The 16412-nt window shown below is 57.0% G+C and carries 15 protein-coding genes; 10 read left to right on the top strand and 5 right to left on the bottom strand.

Annotation, left to right across the window (positions count from 1 at the left end):
- The first annotated feature begins 229 nt into the window (after nucleotides 1-229).
- From KGB03_RS30235 to KGB03_RS30255, 5 genes are all read left to right on the top strand, one after another.
- Entirely contained in the window at nucleotides 230-1645 is a 1416-nt protein-coding gene (locus tag KGB03_RS30235; RefSeq protein WP_223530810.1) for a purine-cytosine permease family protein, read from the top strand.
- A 190-nt stretch (nucleotides 1646-1835) separates the two neighbouring features.
- A complete protein-coding gene (locus KGB03_RS30240) occupies nucleotides 1836-2054 on the top strand; it encodes a PLD nuclease N-terminal domain-containing protein (protein ID WP_223530812.1) in 219 nt (72 codons plus the stop codon).
- A gap of 465 nt (nucleotides 2055-2519) precedes the next feature.
- A complete protein-coding gene (locus KGB03_RS30245; RefSeq protein ID WP_223530814.1) occupies nucleotides 2520-2813 on the top strand; it encodes a fructose-bisphosphate aldolase in 294 nt (97 codons plus the stop codon).
- A 342-nt stretch (nucleotides 2814-3155) separates the two neighbouring features.
- Nucleotides 3156-3656: an Hcp family type VI secretion system effector gene (locus tag KGB03_RS30250; protein WP_223530816.1), complete on the top strand. Its 501-nt coding sequence runs from the start codon at nucleotides 3156-3158 to the stop codon at nucleotides 3654-3656.
- On the top strand, nucleotides 3649-4347 hold the full coding sequence (locus tag KGB03_RS30255; RefSeq protein WP_223530818.1) for a DUF4225 domain-containing protein: 699 nt from the start codon (nucleotides 3649-3651) through the stop codon (nucleotides 4345-4347). The genes KGB03_RS30250 and KGB03_RS30255 overlap by 8 nt, the downstream gene beginning before the upstream one ends.
- Before the next feature lie 24 nt (nucleotides 4348-4371).
- Here the strand turns inward: KGB03_RS30255 and KGB03_RS30260 are convergent, their stop codons facing one another.
- The 5 genes from KGB03_RS30260 to KGB03_RS30280 all read right to left on the bottom strand — a co-directional run bounded on the left by KGB03_RS30260 (nucleotide 4372) and on the right by KGB03_RS30280 (nucleotide 10417).
- Nucleotides 4372-4800 (bottom strand): hypothetical protein, encoded by a 429-nt coding sequence (locus KGB03_RS30260; protein ID WP_223530820.1) that lies wholly within the window; start codon nucleotides 4798-4800, stop codon nucleotides 4372-4374.
- 86 nt (nucleotides 4801-4886) lie between these two features.
- Nucleotides 4887-5435 (bottom strand): cupin domain-containing protein, encoded by a 549-nt coding sequence (locus KGB03_RS30265; RefSeq protein WP_007895886.1) that lies wholly within the window; start codon nucleotides 5433-5435, stop codon nucleotides 4887-4889.
- A 566-nt stretch (nucleotides 5436-6001) separates the two neighbouring features.
- Nucleotides 6002-7285, bottom strand: coding sequence for an NAD(P)/FAD-dependent oxidoreductase (locus KGB03_RS30270; RefSeq protein ID WP_218537768.1), 1284 nt, complete (start codon nucleotides 7283-7285; stop codon nucleotides 6002-6004).
- A 55-nt stretch (nucleotides 7286-7340) separates the two neighbouring features.
- Nucleotides 7341-8831, bottom strand: coding sequence for an aldehyde dehydrogenase (locus KGB03_RS30275; RefSeq protein WP_223530823.1), 1491 nt, complete (start codon nucleotides 8829-8831; stop codon nucleotides 7341-7343).
- A gap of 209 nt (nucleotides 8832-9040) precedes the next feature.
- Complete coding sequence (locus tag KGB03_RS30280; RefSeq protein WP_111448612.1) at nucleotides 9041-10417, bottom strand: glutamine synthetase family protein; 1377 nt, start codon at nucleotides 10415-10417, stop codon at nucleotides 9041-9043.
- A 280-nt stretch (nucleotides 10418-10697) separates the two neighbouring features.
- Here KGB03_RS30280 and KGB03_RS30285 point away from each other — a divergent pair, with 280 nt between their 5' ends.
- The 5 genes from KGB03_RS30285 to KGB03_RS30305 all read left to right on the top strand — a co-directional run bounded on the left by KGB03_RS30285 (nucleotide 10698) and on the right by KGB03_RS30305 (nucleotide 16250).
- Nucleotides 10698-11459, top strand: coding sequence for a gamma-glutamyl-gamma-aminobutyrate hydrolase family protein (locus KGB03_RS30285; protein ID WP_192409615.1), 762 nt, complete (start codon nucleotides 10698-10700; stop codon nucleotides 11457-11459).
- Nucleotides 11460-11826: 367 nt separating this feature from the next.
- On the top strand, nucleotides 11827-12969 hold the full coding sequence (gene potA, locus KGB03_RS30290) for a polyamine ABC transporter ATP-binding protein (RefSeq protein WP_111448614.1): 1143 nt from the start codon (nucleotides 11827-11829) through the stop codon (nucleotides 12967-12969).
- A 29-nt stretch (nucleotides 12970-12998) separates the two neighbouring features.
- Nucleotides 12999-13880 carry an ABC transporter permease subunit gene (locus tag KGB03_RS30295; protein ID WP_161990859.1) on the top strand — a complete coding sequence of 294 codons (882 nt, stop codon included), beginning with the start codon at nucleotides 12999-13001 and terminating at the stop codon, nucleotides 13878-13880.
- On the top strand, nucleotides 13877-14761 hold the full coding sequence (locus tag KGB03_RS30300) for an ABC transporter permease subunit (RefSeq protein WP_111448616.1): 885 nt from the start codon (nucleotides 13877-13879) through the stop codon (nucleotides 14759-14761). Before KGB03_RS30295 ends, KGB03_RS30300 begins: the two co-directional genes overlap by 4 nt.
- A 391-nt stretch (nucleotides 14762-15152) precedes the next feature.
- Nucleotides 15153-16250: a polyamine ABC transporter substrate-binding protein gene (locus tag KGB03_RS30305; protein ID WP_223530825.1), complete on the top strand. Its 1098-nt coding sequence runs from the start codon at nucleotides 15153-15155 to the stop codon at nucleotides 16248-16250.
- The last annotated feature ends 162 nt before the right edge of the window (nucleotides 16251-16412 follow it).

Genomic DNA, 16412 nt, shown 5'->3' on the forward strand with positions numbered 1-16412 from the left:
AAGAGACAGACATCATTGTCGACTGACACTCCGCCTTCGCGAGCAAGCCCGCTCCCACAGGGTTTTGCGGCGACCACACGACATACATTTTTTAGCGTCTATACCCACAAACTTACTAATTTATCTCTCACGCCCCACCGCACATCATCAACTCCAACAAGAAAAGCGTCGCCCCCGCGCGGCGCTCACCGAAGTACGTCCACGTACTCAAATTGCCTTGGAGTCCGTCATGGTTACCGCAGCAACAACCTCCGCCCCACTCATCGAAAAACACACCATCGGCTACGTGCCGCCCGAAGATCGCCACGGAAAAACCCGCGACCTGTTCACCCTCTGGTTCGGCGGCAACATCGCGCCGTTGCCCATCGTCACCGGCGCCCTCGGCGTGCAAATGTTCCACCTGAACCTGGTGTGGGGCATCGTCGCCATCCTCGTCGGCCACCTGGTCGGCGGCGTGCTGATGGCCTTGCACTCGGCGCAAGGCCCGCAGATGGGCATTCCGCAAATGATCCAGAGCCGCGCCCAGTTCGGCTCCCTCGGCGCACTGCTGGTGGTGCTGATCGCCGGCATCATGTACATCGGCTTCTTCGCCTCCAACATCGTCCTCGCCGGCAAATCCCTGCACGGCGTGGTCGATAGCGTGCCGGTGCCCGTGGGCATCGTCATCGGCGCCCTCGGTTCCGGCATCATCGGCATCATCGGCTACCGCTTCATCCACGTGCTCAACCGCATCGGCACCTGGGTGCTCGGCGCCGGCATCGTGCTGGGCTTCGGCTACATCTTCACCCACGTCCAGACCGCCGACTTCCTCACCCGCGGCAGCTTCAACATCTCCGGTTGGCTGGCCACCGTCTCCCTCGCCGCACTCTGGCAAATCGCCTTCGCACCCTACGTCTCCGACTACTCGCGCTACCTGCCCGCCAACGTGCCCGTGGCCGCAACGTTCTGGACCACCTATCTGGGCACCGTGCTCGGCTCCAGCCTCTCGTTCATCTTCGGCGCCGTCGCCGTCCTCGCCACACCCGTCGGCATGGACACCATGGACGCCGTCAAACTCGCCACCGGCTCCATCGGCCCACTGATGCTCGTGCTGTTCCTGCTCAGCGTCATCAGCCACAACGCCCTCAACCTCTACGGCGCCGTGCTGTCGCTGATCACCCTGGTCCAAACCTTCGCCTACCGCTGGATCCCGACCGCCAAAAGCCGCGCCATCCTCTCGGTCATCATCCTCGCCGCCTGCTGCTTCGCCGCCGTCGGCGCCTCCGCCAACTTCATCGGCCACTTCGTCGACATGGTGCTGGTGCTGCTCGTGGTGCTGGTGCCATGGACCGCGATCAACCTGATCGACTTCTATGCGATTCACAAAGGTCAGTACGACATCGGTTCGATCTTCAAGGTCGATGGCGGGATCTATGGGCGGTACAACCCGCAGGCGTTGCTGGCGTATGCGATTGGCATTGTGGTGCAGATTCCCTTCATGAACACGCCACTCTACGTCGGCCCCATCTCCGAACACATCAACGGCGCTGACCTGTCCTGGCTGGTCGGCCTGCTGATCACCTCCCCGCTCTACTACTGGCTAGCTAACCGCGACACCGCCTACAAACGCCGGTTGTCGAATGGGAAACTGGCCACCAGTCTGTAATTGGAACCCAATCCCCTGTGGGAGCGGGCTTGCTCGCGAAGAGGCCCTGACAGTCAACATCCCTATCGACTGCCACATCTTTCGCGAGCAAACCCGTTTTCGCTTCACCCGCCCTTCCACAAAACCCGAAATTAAATGAACCCCGCCCACACCCACTCACCTAACTGAATGACTATCAGGAGGGTGAACAATGCAAACCGAAACCATCTGGATCGTACTCGCCGCAATACTTGTGCTGGTCGAGGTATGGGCCATCAACAAAGTGCGCAAAGCCGAAGGCAAATCCAGCAACAAACTCGTATGGATGGTGGTAATCGTGTTCGTACCGCTGTTCGGGCTGATAGCGTGGGCACTGGCGGGGCCGAAACACACCGATCCCAACCCGCATTCACCGCAGGCCAGACAATGACGGCGGAGGCTGTGCGGTAAGAATTTGGGAACTGCGCAAACTCAAACAACAAAGCCCCGAAGATTCGGGGCTTGTTGTTTTCTGACCACCCGATTTCATAAACCTGACATCCGAAATTCGCGTAGGAATTCACCCTTTGTGGCGAGGGGATTTATCCCCGTTGGGTCGCGAAGCGGCCCCAAAAACTGCCTCCCCTTTCCCAAGACACTCCACACGACCCGAATCACCGCAACAAGCCCGAAAACAGTGGCATTCAGCCTTGTCACAACAACCGCAAAAGCGTCCTACAGCCCGGTTGTGAGCATCAAAATGGGCGCCTATATTCGACCCGTCGCTGACAGCAGTCAGCGGCAGGGATTCGCAGCCCTAAAAAGAAGACACCGAATACCGTTATCCACCACACAGCCGATTTCCGTCTGTGCATTGGTTATGACGGATGTGACTCATCTTTCTAGGACTAAAACCATGACAACCCAAAACCCGCCTCGCCGCTTCACCCCCATGTCCCAATTCGCAACCGACTACCCCGTCCTGCTCATCGACAGCGACGCCCCACTCCGCGAACTCCACAACTGCGTCAGCGAACGCCTCAGCGCCGTCCTCAAGTACCTCAACCTCATGGCCTGCACCAGCCTCCCCGACTACGCCGAAAACGACATCAACACCGTCACCAACATCGCCCGGATCATGGTCCAGGACGTGAGCGATGTGTTTCGGGTGATTGAGCAGCGTGGGTTTGATACCCCCAAAGGTCAGTGATCGAATTTCAACCCCAATAAAAACCCGCGTCGATGCGGGTTTTTATTACTTGGTCAAACAGAAAAAAGGTGACAGATCAGTTTCTTGATTTCTTGAGCACACTTTCTATCAAAACAAATCTTTCGCCATTTCTGCTAGTCACCTTTTTGCCTACTTTTCTAAGTAAGTCGTCTGCCGCAAAGAAGAAGAGCCGACCTGTAGGATTCTTCCTCACCTAAATTCTTTACCCGCCGCAAGACAAGTCTGAACTTAATCAGTTGCTTAACCACCCCGTCATCCTCCCTCCAATGCAAATGTTACGCTCGGAACAACGCGAGCAGCTGACTATAGGGAGTGGTACATATGGCTAATCACGGTTACATGAGCATGACCGGCAAACGACAAGGCTTGATTTCCGCCGGTTGTTCTGGTCTGAATTCAATCGGCAACAAATGTCAGATTGCGCATGAAGATGAAATCATGGTTCTAGCGTATTCGCACAACATGATTACGGGCAACGACGGCGGAGTTTCTGGCGGTCGCGGCAAGCATTTACCGATCATGATCACTAAAAATATCGATAAATCCTCACCGTTGTTGGCCAGCGCACTTCATGAGCGCGAAGAGATAGAGTGCACGATCCATTTTTATCGAACATCACCAACTGGCGGCCAGGATAAATATTATTCAATACGGCTGACTGGGGCGAAAATTGCGCACATCAACCTTCAAGTCCCTCACGCCATTCATATGAATGATGCACAACCACAAGAAATGGTATCTATTCGTTATCGTGATATTAGCTGGACGCACATTCAGGGAAGTACGTGTGCTTATAGCACTTGGGGAAATGAGGATGAGTGATGAATCCTGTGACATTCACGATGTAACTAAAACCGCGTCCGATCTTGTTGCATTCGGATGCACTCTCGGCGCCATACACCTCTACGATAACTTTATACAGCTTAAATTTAGCTCGATTGTTTCATCCTATGCGAACGAAATTATCCAAGCCGTTGATGAAGGACTCATCAGTGCGTGGCAAGGGATACAAGAGATTAGAGAGGAATATGCCGAGTTATCCTCCAAGGCTCTTTTTTATGCTCAAAATGGCGCCGGGGCTATGGCAGGCGCCATGCAGTTTGAGGCAGGTGTTTCCACTATAGGAAAAACAAGAGGGGCCGGCATAGTGCCTGGCATACCATTAATCGCACATGGCTTCAACAACATCTATGAAGGTTTGGGGAACATCTACAATGGCCCCGGTGCTCCAGGTATAGTTGGTCCTGTGAGAGAGTTTTATCAAGATCGTCTTGGAAGCGCTTACGAGGGCAACATGGCCTACTACTCCATGGATTTGTACTTATCTATAAACGGCCTGACAAACCTTGTTAGAAAACCAGACTCAATGCAGTTGTTTAACCACGACCCTATCAACTATGAAATGGCCTACAACCAAATGGGGAGACTCGCTCTAGCTTTCGAAGCGTTAGTTGACGCCATCACAATCAAAACAATGATAAACGAAAGCAACGAAACGAAAAAAGAAAAGTAACAATGAGCGAGTACAAGCCAATCATTACCTACGCCGTGATTGGCCTGTATAAAAGCTCAAGAAAAACAAGATCAACGCAAAAATAAGAAACATAGTTGCTACAACTAACATATAAGGCACATCATTTAAAAACTTAATCTTATTCACCTGAGGACTGAAAATCATGGTCCCGACTGCAGCACCAATGACAATCCCAATCCAAGAGCCACGCAAACTCATATACTTTTCATCCATCATCCCGCCAAGCCAAACACTCTTCAGCCTGGGAATATAAAAACGCAAGCATAAAAGGCTGATAGCTATATACGTCACAATATAGGCTGCTCTCAGTGCGCTACCCTCCAGGGGCATTATCTGCTTTATCCCTCCCACAACTATTAGTGTATAAAGCCCCGCTGAGCCGAGGACAAGAGAGCCTACCCAAATATAATAGCGAGCATTACTTAAATTCATAAAAACATGATCCATCATGACTACAATATTTGAAACATATTATAGCCATGCATCAGATCGATGGAAGCACTGAAACATCTACTCAATCAAAAGTTGGCCGGTGTGTTAGCGCTGATAATCTCCGCCTCATCCGCCCCAATATTCCGAAACCGATGCGGCAGCGTCGTCGGAAAGTAATACCCATCCCCGGCATTCAACACACTAATCTGCCCATCAACCGTCAACTCAACCGTCCCCCGAGTAACCAGCCCACACTCCTCCCCTTCCGAGTGCACAATCGGCTCTTCCCCCGAGCTCGCCCCAGGCGCGTATTGCTCGCGCAACAGGCGCATCTGTCGACTCGGCACCGAAGCGCCAATCAGCAGCAACCGCAGCCCATGACGGCCCAGATCTGGCTGTTCATTGGCGCGGAAGACGTATTGGTGCTCGCGGGGCGGCTGATCAAAGGTGAAGAAGTCCGCCAAAGACATAGGAATGCCTTCGAGCAATTTTTTGAGGGAGCTGACGGAGGGACTGACGCGATTTTGTTCGATCAGGGAGATGGTGGCATTGGTGACGCCGCTACGCCGGGCCAGCTCGCGCTGGGAGAGTTTGTAGCTTTCGCGTACTAATTTGAGTCGTGAGCCCGTGTCCATGACAGCCTTATGCGCGGAATACTTAAGGGTTATGGGGGTGGATGGCGGGCGACTTTTGGCCGCGAAAAACACCGCTTCCCTGTCCCGGAAATTTGAAAGGCGGGTATTAAATCACGTTTGGTGGTGTTGCTCAGCAGGTTCGATAAATGGTTGGGTAAAAAGGTTGTTTTGGCCTGGGGTTGGGTGGTTTGGGTGTGAAAGGTGTAGGTGTGGTTGCGGTGTGTCAGTTGGGATAGATGGTGGCTGGCAGGGCCTCTTCGCGAGCAAGCCCGCTCCCACAGTTTGGTTTTGGTTGATAACGGATTTTGTGTCTGCCAAACATCTCGTAGGAGCCGAGCTTGCTCGCGATGGCGGTGTGTCAGTCGATATCAATGTTGACTGTGCCGCCGTCATCGCGAGCAGGCTCACTCCCACAGTTTGGTTTTGGTTGGTCTCAGATTTTGTGTCTGCCAAACATCTCGTAGGAGCCGAGCTTGCTCGCGATGGCGGTTTGTCAGTCGATATCAATGTTGACTGTGCCGCCGTGATCGCGAGCAAGCTCGGCTCCTACAGGGGTTGTGTTGGGGTTAGATGCCGAATCGGTCGCGCAGTGCGTAGTACGCGGCGCCCATGGCGGTGAGTGGGGCCTGGAAGGTGCGGCCGCCGATCATGGGCATGTGCGGGAGTGAGGCGAATGCATCGAAGCGTTCGGCGTCGCCGCGGATCATTTCCGAGATCAGTTTGCCGGCCAGGTGCGAGCAGGTGACGCCGTGGCCGCTGTAGCCTTGCATGTAGTAGGCGTTTTTCTCGATGCGGCCGAATTGCGGCATGCGGGACATGGTCAGCAGGAAGTTGCCGGTCCAGCGGTAGTCGATCTTCACGTCCTTCAGTTGCGGGAAGGTCTTGAGGATTTTCGGCTTGATCAGTTGTTCGATGTCGTCCGGTTCACGGGCGCCGTAGACCACGCCGCCGCCGTACAGCAAGCGGTTGTCGGCGGTGAGGCGGTAGTAGTCGAGCAGGTAGTTGCAGTCTTCGACGCAGTAGTTGTTTTTGATCAGGCTGCGCGCAACCTTTTCGGACAACGGTTCGGTGACGACGATTTGCGAGCCGCACGGCATGCTTTTGCGCGTGACGCGGTTGTCGAGGTCTTGCGGCAAATACGCGTTGCCGGCGATCAGCAGGTACTTGGCGCGGACCACGCCTTTGGCGGTGCGCACGGTGATCGGTTCGCCGTAGGTGATTTCCACGGCGGCGGATTGTTCGTAGATTTTGCCACCCAGGCCGATGATGGCCGAGGCTTCGCCGAGGGCCAGGTTCAGCGGGTGGATGTGGCCGCCTTGCATGTCGAGCAGGCCGCCGACGTAGTTGTCGCAACCCACTTCGCGCTTGATGTCGGCCGCGTCGAGCATCTTCAGGTTTTTGTTGCCATAGCGTTCCCAGCTGCTTTTCTGCTCGGCCAGGCCTTTGAGTTGCTTTTTGTTCAGCGCGGCGAAGATGCCGCCGGGCTTGTAGTCGCACTGGATGTCGTAGTGCTGGATGCGCTGACGGATGATGTCGGCGCCTTCGAAGATCATGCTGCCGAGCACTTCAGCGGTTTTGTCGCCGTAGCGTTCTTCGATGACGTCGACGTCGCGGCTGTAGGAGTTGACCAATTGGCCGCCGTTGCGACCGCTGGCGCCGAAACCGACTTTGGCGGCTTCGAGCACGGTCACGCTGTAGCCCGCTTCGGCGAGGAACAGGGCCGAGGACAAACCGGTGTAGCCGGCGCCGATGATGCAGACGTCGCAATCTACCGCTTGTTCGAGCACCGGGAAGTCACCGGTGAAGTTGCGGGTGGCGGCGTAGTAGCTGTTTACATGTGCTTGTTTCATAGGTTTCTCCGATGGCCGCTGGCATGTGCCGGCGGCCGTCGCTTTTTTATAGGTGTTAGAGCTTGATCCAGGTCGCTTTGAGTTCGGTGTATTTGTCGAACGCGTGCAGCGATTTGTCCCGACCGTTACCCGACTGCTTGTACCCGCCGAACGGTGCGGTCATGTCGCCGCCGTCGTACTGGTTGACCCAGACGCTGCCGGCGCGCAAGCCGCGGGCGAAGGTGTGAGCCTTGCTCAGGTTGCTGGTCCAGACGCCTGCGGCCAGGCCGAAGATGCTGTCGTTGGCGATGGCCAGCGCTTCTTCCTCGGTGTCGAAGGTGATCAGCGACAGCACCGGGCCGAAGATTTCTTCTCGGGCGATGGTCATGGCGTTGGTCACGCCGTCGAAGATCGCCGGTTCCACGTACAGGCCACCGGTGGCTTCGAGGGTGCGGCTGCCGCCGGCGATCAGTTGCGCGCCCTGATCTTTGCCGACCTGGATGTAGCGCAGCACGTTGTCCAGTTGGCGCTGATCGACGACCGCGCCGACGGTGGTTTCCGGATCGAGGGCGTGCCCCGGTTTCCAGGCTTGCAGCGCTTCCACCAGTAGCGGAATGAACTGCTCGCGGATCGAGCGCTCCACCAGCAAGCGCGAACCGGCGGTGCAGACTTCGCCTTGGTTGAAGGCAATCGCACCGGCCGCCGCTTGTGCTGCCGCGCGCAAATCCGGCGCGTCGGCGAACACCACGTTCGGGCTCTTCCCCCCTGCTTCGAGCCAGACGCGTTTCATGTTGCTTTGGCCGGAATAGATCAGCAGTTGCTTGGCAATCGCGGTCGAGCCGGTGAAGGCCAGCACGTCGACGTCCATGTGCAACGCCAGTGCCTTGCCGACGGTGTGACCGTAGCCCGGCAGGACGTTGAACACGCCTTTCGGGATGCCCGCTTCCAGCGCCAGTTGGGCGATGCGGATGGCGGTCAGTGGCGACTTTTCCGAAGGCTTGAGGATGAACGAGTTGCCGGCCGCGAGGGCTGGGGCGAACTTCCAGCTGGCCATAATCAGCGGGAAGTTCCACGGCACGATGGCGGCGACCACACCGGCAGGTTCGCGGGTGATGAGGCCGAGTTGGTCGTGGGGTGTGGCGGCGACTTCATCGTAGATCTTGTCGATGGCCTCGGCGCTCCAGCGGATCGCGTTGGCGGTCGCCGGGATGTCGATGTTCATCGAGTCGTTGATCGGTTTGCCCATGTCGAGGGTTTCGAGCAGGGCGAGTTCTTCCTGGTTGGCCAGGATCAGGTCGGCGAAGCGGATCAGTGTGCGCTTGCGTTCGGCCGGGGCGAGATTGGCCCAGATGCCGGATTCGAAGGTGCGGCGCGCGACGGCGACTGCCGCATTGGCGTCGGCTTCGTCGGTGCTGGCGACGTTGGCCAGGAAGCGGCCGTCGACCGGGCTTATGCATTCAAAGGTGTCGCCGCTGAGTGCCGGGCAGTATTGGCCGTCGATGAATGCGCGGCCTTCGAGTGTTAGGGACTGGAAGCGTTGCTCCCAGTCGCTGCGAGTGTTTGTCATGGTTGTGACTCGACGCAGAGGAAAAAGTAGTGGGACTGAATGCCGCCCAACCAGGGAGTTGAAATGCAGCCCCCTGTGGGAGCGGGCTTGCTCGCGAAAGCGGTGGATCAGTCAACACCGATGCCGCCTGATCCACCGCCTTCGCGAGCAAGCCCGCTCCCACATTTGATTGGTGGTGTATGCAGAGAATGCGTACACCACTTGGCTCATCAGACGGTATGCAGATACCAGTTGTACTCAAGGTCCGAGATGGAATTCTCAAACTCGGCCAGCTCGCTTTCCTTGCACGCCACGAACACGTCGATGTACATCGGGTCGATGTAGCGCGACATGACTTCGCTGTCGTCCAGCTCGCGCAGTGCATCGCGCAGGTTGTTCGGCAGGCTCTGCTCGTTCTGCTCGTAGCTGTTGCCTTCAACCGGTGCGCCCGGCTCGATTTCGTTGGTCAGGCCGTGGTGAATACCGGCCAGGACCGACGCCATCAACAAGTAAGGGTTGGCATCGGCGCCCGCTACGCGGTGTTCGATGCGCACGGAGTCCGGCGAACCGGTCGGCACACGTACTGCAACGGTACGGTTGTCGATGCCCCAGCTCGGCGAGTTCGGCACGTAGAACTGCGCGCCGAAACGACGGTACGAGTTGACGTTCGGGCACAGGAACGCCATCTGCGCCGGCAGGGTCTCGAGCACACCGCCGATCGCGTGACGCAGTGCGGCGTTCTGCTCGGGATCCTCGCTGGCAAAGATGTTGTTGCCTTCTTTGTCGAGAATCGAAATGTGTACGTGCAAACCATTGCCCGCCTGGCCCGGATACGGCTTGGCCATGAAGGTGGTGTCCATCTCGTGGTCGTAGGCGATGTTCTTCACCAGACGCTTGAGCAACACCGCGTAGTCGCAAGCCTTTATAGGGTCGTTGACGTGATGCAGGTTCACTTCGAATTGCGCCGGGGCGCTTTCCTTGACGATGGCGTCAGCAGGAATGCCCTGCTCTTTCGCGCCTTCGAGGATGTCTTGCAGGCAATCGACGTATTCGTCCAGGTCGTCGATCAAGTACACCTGAGTCGACATCGGACGTTTGCCGGAAACCGGCGAGCGTGGCGATTGCGGACGACCGTTCACGTTGTCCTGGTCGATCAGATAGAACTCGAGTTCGAACGCGGCGCAGATGGTCAGGCCCATTGCATCGAACTTGCTCACGACCTGACGCAGCACTTCGCGAGGGTCAGCGAAGAACGGCTGTCCTTCGAGTTCGTGCATGGTCATTAACAGTTGCGCGGTCGGGCGCTTCTGCCAGGGCTCGATGCTGAGGGTATCGGGGATGGGGAAGCAGATTCGGTCTGAGTCACCGATGTCCAGACCCAGGCCGGTGCTTTCCACCGTAGAACCGTTGATGTCCAGAGCAAACAGTGACGCCGGGAGGTTGATGCCTTTTTCGTAAACCTTATGAAGACTGGTGCGTTCGATGCGCTTGCCGCGCACCACACCGTTCATATCCGCAATCAGAAGGTCGACGTACAAAACCTCAGGATATTTCTTAAGGAATGCGTTTGCTTCGTTGAGTTGAACGGTACGCAGAGGGACCGACATGATGCACCTATTAGCTGTTAATTATTATGTTCACTACCTTGTTGCGAGCCCAGTCAACCCGAACGGCAAAGTGAAGTCAATAGCGAACACCTGGCCTCTCAACCTTTATTTTCGGGCCTTTCTTGGGCGTGAGAGTGCCAAATCAGTCTTGCGCCCCGCGTAAACCCTGAAGATCGGACGTGCGGCGTTTAGAATTTTTTACATGAGAGTTGTTAATTAAAATCAACAAGGCTAAGCTCCGGAAAAGCTCGTTCAAGTGTGAAACTTCGAGGTGATAAAAATGGCACTCAAGCCATTGATCGGCGTTACAGCGTGCGTCAAACAGATTGGCCTGCACCCCTACCATGTCAGCGGCGACAAGTACTTGCGTGCTGTCAGCATCGCGGCTTTGGGGCTGCCGGTCATCATTCCTTCCTTAGGCGACCTGACCGAAATCGACGACCTGCTCGCGCAGCTCGACGGTCTGCTGCTGACCGGCTCGCCCTCGAATGTGGAACCCTTCCACTATCAAGGCCCCGACAGCGCCCCCGGCACGGATCACGATCCGCAACGGGATGCCACCACCCTTCCCTTATTGCGTGCAGCCATTGCGGCGGGTGTTCCGGTGCTCGGCATCTGCCGGGGCTTTCAGGAAATGAACGTGGCGTTCGGCGGCAGCCTGCATCAGAAGGTCCACGAACTCCCCGGCATGCTGGATCACCGGGAAGCGAATCATCCGGACCTGGCGGTGCAATACGCACCGGCGCATGCGGTCAACGTGCAACCGGGCGGTGTGTTCCAGGCGCTGGATTTGCCACAGGTGTTCCAGGTCAATTCGATTCACAGCCAGGGCATCGACCGACTGGCGCCCGGCCTGCGTGCGGAAGCCGTCGCGCCGGATGGTCTGATCGAAGCGATCTCGGTGGAACACAGCCCGACCTTCGCCGTCGGTGTGCAATGGCACCCGGAATGGCAGGTGCTTTCGAATCCTCCTTATTTGAGTATTTTCCAGGCGTTCGGTGATGCATGCCGGCGACGGGCGGCGCTACGTAACAAGCGCTGACTTAACACTCGATTAATCAATTTACTGCCCCCGAGAGTCAGGCGGGCGCGCCTTTGCGCGCCGGTCCCTCACGACACCAACAAACGCGATAACAACAAGTACCACCAGGCAGCCAGGACGGCGGCGCCGAATAAGCCCAGGCCGGGCGATGCCAGTGAGTCAAACGCCCCCCCTGTGGGAGCGGGCTTGCTCGCGAAGAGGGAGTGTCAGTCGACATTGATGCTGCCTGATACACCGCTTTCGCGAGCAAGCCCGCTCCCACTGGGGATCACCGTTGAGTTGACTGGCGTCGTACGGATTGGGCTTGCAATCAACTATTAAGTCAGGCCGCGTTGGCCCGACGACTGAAACCTGTTGGGAGTTTCACATGGCAAACGCCTCCAGCATCTACAGGAAGGCTCTTGAAGGTCACCAGTCACCGAAAAAGGTGCTGGTGAAAATCGACCGCGTCACCAAGAAATTCGACGAAACCACCGCAGTGGACGATGTCTCGCTTGAGATCCATCAAGGGGAAATCTTCGCCCTGCTCGGCGGTTCCGGTTCGGGCAAATCGACCCTGCTGCGCATGCTCGCAGGTTTCGAGCGTCCGACCGAAGGGCGGATTCTGCTCGACGGTGTCGACATCACCGACATGCCGCCGTACGAACGGCCGATCAACATGATGTTCCAGTCCTACGCGCTGTTCCCGCACATGACGGTGGCGCAGAACATTGCGTTCGGGCTGAAGCAGGATCGTCTGTCCACCAGCGAAATCGACGCCCGCGTTGAAGAGATGCTGCGATTGGTGCACATGACCCAATATGCCAAGCGCAAACCCCATCAGTTGTCCGGCGGTCAGCGTCAGCGTGTGGCCTTGGCTCGCTCCCTGGCCAAGCGTCCGAAGCTGTTGCTGCTCGACGAACCGATGGGTGCGCTGGATAAAAAGCTGCGTTCGCAGATGCAACTGGAGTTGGTCGAGATCATCGAGCGCGTCGGCGTGACCTGCGTGATGGTGACTCACGATCAGGAAGAAGCCATGACCATGGCCCAACGCATCGCCATCATGCACCTCGGCTGGATCGCGCAGATCGGCAGCCCGGTGGACATTTATGAAGCGCCGGTCAGCCGCATGGTCTGTGAATTCATCGGCAACGTGAACGCCTTCGACGGCACCGTGGTCGAGGACCTCGAAGGTCACGCGATTATTCACAGCCCGGACCTGGAGCAGAAGATTTACGTCGGTCACGGCGTCAGCACCTCGGTGCAGGACAAGTCGATCACTTACGCCATTCGCCCGGAAAAACTGCTGGTCAGCACCACCCAACCGGATACCCGTTACAACTGGTCCAGCGGCAAGGTGCATGACATCGCCTACCTCGGCGGCCACTCGGTGTTTTACGTGGAATTGCCTGGCGGCAAGATCGTGCAGTCGTTCATGGCCAACGCCGAACGCCGTGGCGCCCGTCCGACCTGGGACGACAAGGTCTACGTGTGGTGGGAAGACGACAGCGGCGTGGTACTGCGCTCATGAAAACACTCAATCAGCAGTTTATGCGGCTGATGCCGAGTGGTCGAAAACTCGTCATCGGGGTTCCTTTCCTGTGGCTGTTCCTGTTCTTCATGCTGCCGTTCTTCCTGGTGATGAAGATCAGCTTCTCGGAAGCGGCCCTGGCCATTCCTCCTTACTCGGAGATCTACACCTTCGCCGAGCAGAAATTCCAGCTGTTGCTGAACCTCGGCAACTACTCGCTGCTGACTCAGGATGAGTTGTACATCTCGGCTTATTTCGGCTCGTTGAAGGTGGCGTTTTTAAGCACACTGATGTGCCTGGTGATCGGTTTCCCGATGGCCTATGCAATCACCAAAGCGAGCAAGGAAACGCAAAACGTTCTGCTGCTGTTGATCATGATGCCGACCTGGACCGCGATCCTGATCCGCGTTTACGCGTGGATGGGCATCCTCAGCAACAACGGTTTGCTCAACGCGTTTTTGATGTGGACCGGGCTGACGGATCACCCGATCGAGATCCTCAACACCAATACCGCCGTGTACATCGGCGTGGTGTATGCGTATCTGCCGTTCATGGTGTTGCCGCTTTACGCCAACCTGGTCAAGCACGATCAAAGCCTGCTGGAAGCCGCTTCGGACCTGGGTTCGAGCAACTTCAACAACTTCTGGAAAATCACCGTGCCGCTGGCCAAGAACGGGATCATTGCCGGCTGCATGCTGGTGTTCATTCCGGTGGTCGGTGAGTTCGTGATTCCGGAGCTGTTGGGTGGCCCGGAGACCCTGATGATCGGTCGCGTGCTGTGGCAAGAGTTCTTCAATAACCGCGACTGGCCGGTGGCGTCTGCCCTGGCGGTGGTGATGCTGTTGATCCTGATTGTGCCGATTCTGCTGTTCAACCGCAGCCAGGCCAAAGAGATGGAGGCACGGGGATGAAACGCTTCGGATTTTCAAAGTTCATGCTGATTTTCGGCCTGTCGTTTATCTACCTGCCGATGTTGATTCTGGTGATCTACTCGTTCAACGCCTCGAAACTGGTGACGGTGTGGGGTGGCTGGTCGTTCAAGTGGTACGCCGGCCTGCTCGATAACTCGCAACTGATGGGCTCGGTAGTGCGCTCGCTGGAAATCGCCTGCTACACCGCGATTGCCGCGGTGGCGCTGGGGACATTGGCGGCGTTTGTGCTGACTCGCGTCACGCGCTTCAAGGGCCGCACGTTGTTCGGTGGTTTGGTGACGGCGCCGCTGGTGATGCCGGAAGTGATCACCGGTCTGTCGCTGTTGCTGCTGTTCGTGGCGATGGCGCAGTTGATTGGCTGGCCGCAGGAACGTGGCATCGTCACCATCTGGATCGCCCACACCACGTTCTGTGCGGCGTATGTGGCGGTGGTGGTTTCGGCGCGCTTGCGTGAGCTGGACCTGTCCATCGAAGAAGCGGCCATGGACCTCGGGGCGAAGCCGTTCAAGGTGTTTTTCCTGATCACCATTCCGATGATCGCGCCGTCACTGGCGGCCGGCGGCATGATGTCGTTCGCCCTGTCGCTGGATGACCTGGTGCTGGCGAGTTTCGTGTCCGGCCCGGGTTCGACGACCCTGCCGATGGAAGTGTTCTCGGCGGTGCGTCTGGGTGTGAAGCCTGAGATCAACGCCGTGGCCAGCCTGATTCTGCTCGCCGTATCGATCGTGACCTTCATGGTCTGGTTCTTCAGCCGCCGCGCCGAAGCGACACGCAAACGTGCGATCCAGGAAGCGATGGACCAGACCGCCAGCGAATCCTGGCAGCAACCTGAAAAGCAAATGGTAGAAGCGACGGCCTAGTGCCATTGCTGATGGGTTAAGTGAGCATAATCCCGTGGAGTAAACCCAAAACCTATGGAGTAAACCCAAACTCTGTGGCGAGGGGATTTATCCCCGTTCGGCTGCGCAGCAGTCGTAAAAACCAGTGAATGCGGTGTACCTGATACTCCGCGGTTGCAGGTTTTGGGGCTGCTTCGCAGCCCAACGGGGATAAATCCCCTCACCACAGGTTTTGTGTTCACTTAACAGGTTCTGGGTTTACTCCACAGGTTCTGGGTTTACTCCACAGGTTCTGGGTTTACTCCACAGGGTTTGGGTTCACTGCAATGGTTTTGTGTTCACTGCACAGGTTTTGTGTTCACTGCATTTTTGCTGCGTGATTTTGAATAAAAAAAGAAATGGAGTTGTACCGATGAAAATGTTTGGCAGGACTCTGCTGACACTGTCCTTATTGGGCGCGATGGCCGCCGGCGCCCAGGCCAATGACAAGGTACTGCGCGTCTATAACTGGTCGGATTACATCGCCCCGGACACCGTCAAGAAGTTCGAAGACGAGACCGGGATCCGCGTGACCTACGATGTGTTCGACAGCAATGAAACCCTTGAGGCACGGCTGCTCGCCGGCAAATCCGGCTACGACATCGTCGTGCCGTCCAACAGTTTCCTGGCCAAGCAGATCAAGGCCGGCGTCTATCAGGAACTGGACAAGTCGAAGCTGTCGAACTGGAAGAACCTCAATCCGGTCCTGCTGAAAAATGCTTCCGCCAGCGATCCCGATAACGGCCACGCCTTCCCGTACATGTGGGGCTCGATCGGCATTGGCTTCAACCCGGAGAAGGTCAAAGAAGTGCTCGGCAGCAACGCGCCGACCAATTCCTGGGACTTGCTGTTCAAACCGGAAAACGCCGCGAAGCTGAAAGCCTGCGGCATCAGTTTCCTGGATTCGCCGACCGAGATGCTCCCGGCCGCCCTGCACTATCTGGGTTACCCGGTGAACTCGCAGAACAAGGATCAGATCGCCGAAGCGGAAGCGCTGTTCATGAAGATTCGGCCGTCGGTGGCGTACTTCCATTCGTCGAAATACATCTCCGACCTGGCCAACGGCAACATCTGCGTGGCGGTCGGTTACTCCGGTGATGTGCTGCAAGCCAAGGCGCGCGCTCAGGAAGCGGGCGATAAGGTGAAGGTCGATTACAGCATTCCCAAGGAAGGCGCGGGAAGTTTCTACGACATGGTCGCGATCCCCCGGGACGCGGCGAACGTGGAAAACGCTTACCTGTTCATGAACTTCCTGATGCGCCCGGACATCATCGCCGAGATCACCAACAACATCGGCTACAGCAACGCCAACGCGGCGGCCACGCCGTTGGTGGATGAAGCGATTCGGGATGATCCGGGTTCGTATCCGTCGCAGGCTGTGATGGCGACGTTGTATGCCATACCGGACATGCCGATTGGTACTCAGCGGGTGATGACTCGCGGGTGGACGCGGGTAAAACTCGGCAAGTAATTCACTCGGATTTACCGTTGAACCTGAAATTGCCTTCGCGAGCAGGCTCGCTTGTATGGTAGGACTTGAAGGGAGGAGGAGGGACAAGGCTCGATTCCGACTGTTGACGCAGTACAGACCGTGGGAGATTTCGCCCCTCCTCCTTTCACCCAAGCGCCGATA

Source organism: Pseudomonas sp. BF-B-26 (assembly GCF_019956495.1).
In the GTDB taxonomy this organism is placed as follows: Bacteria; Pseudomonadota; Gammaproteobacteria; order Pseudomonadales; family Pseudomonadaceae; genus Aquipseudomonas.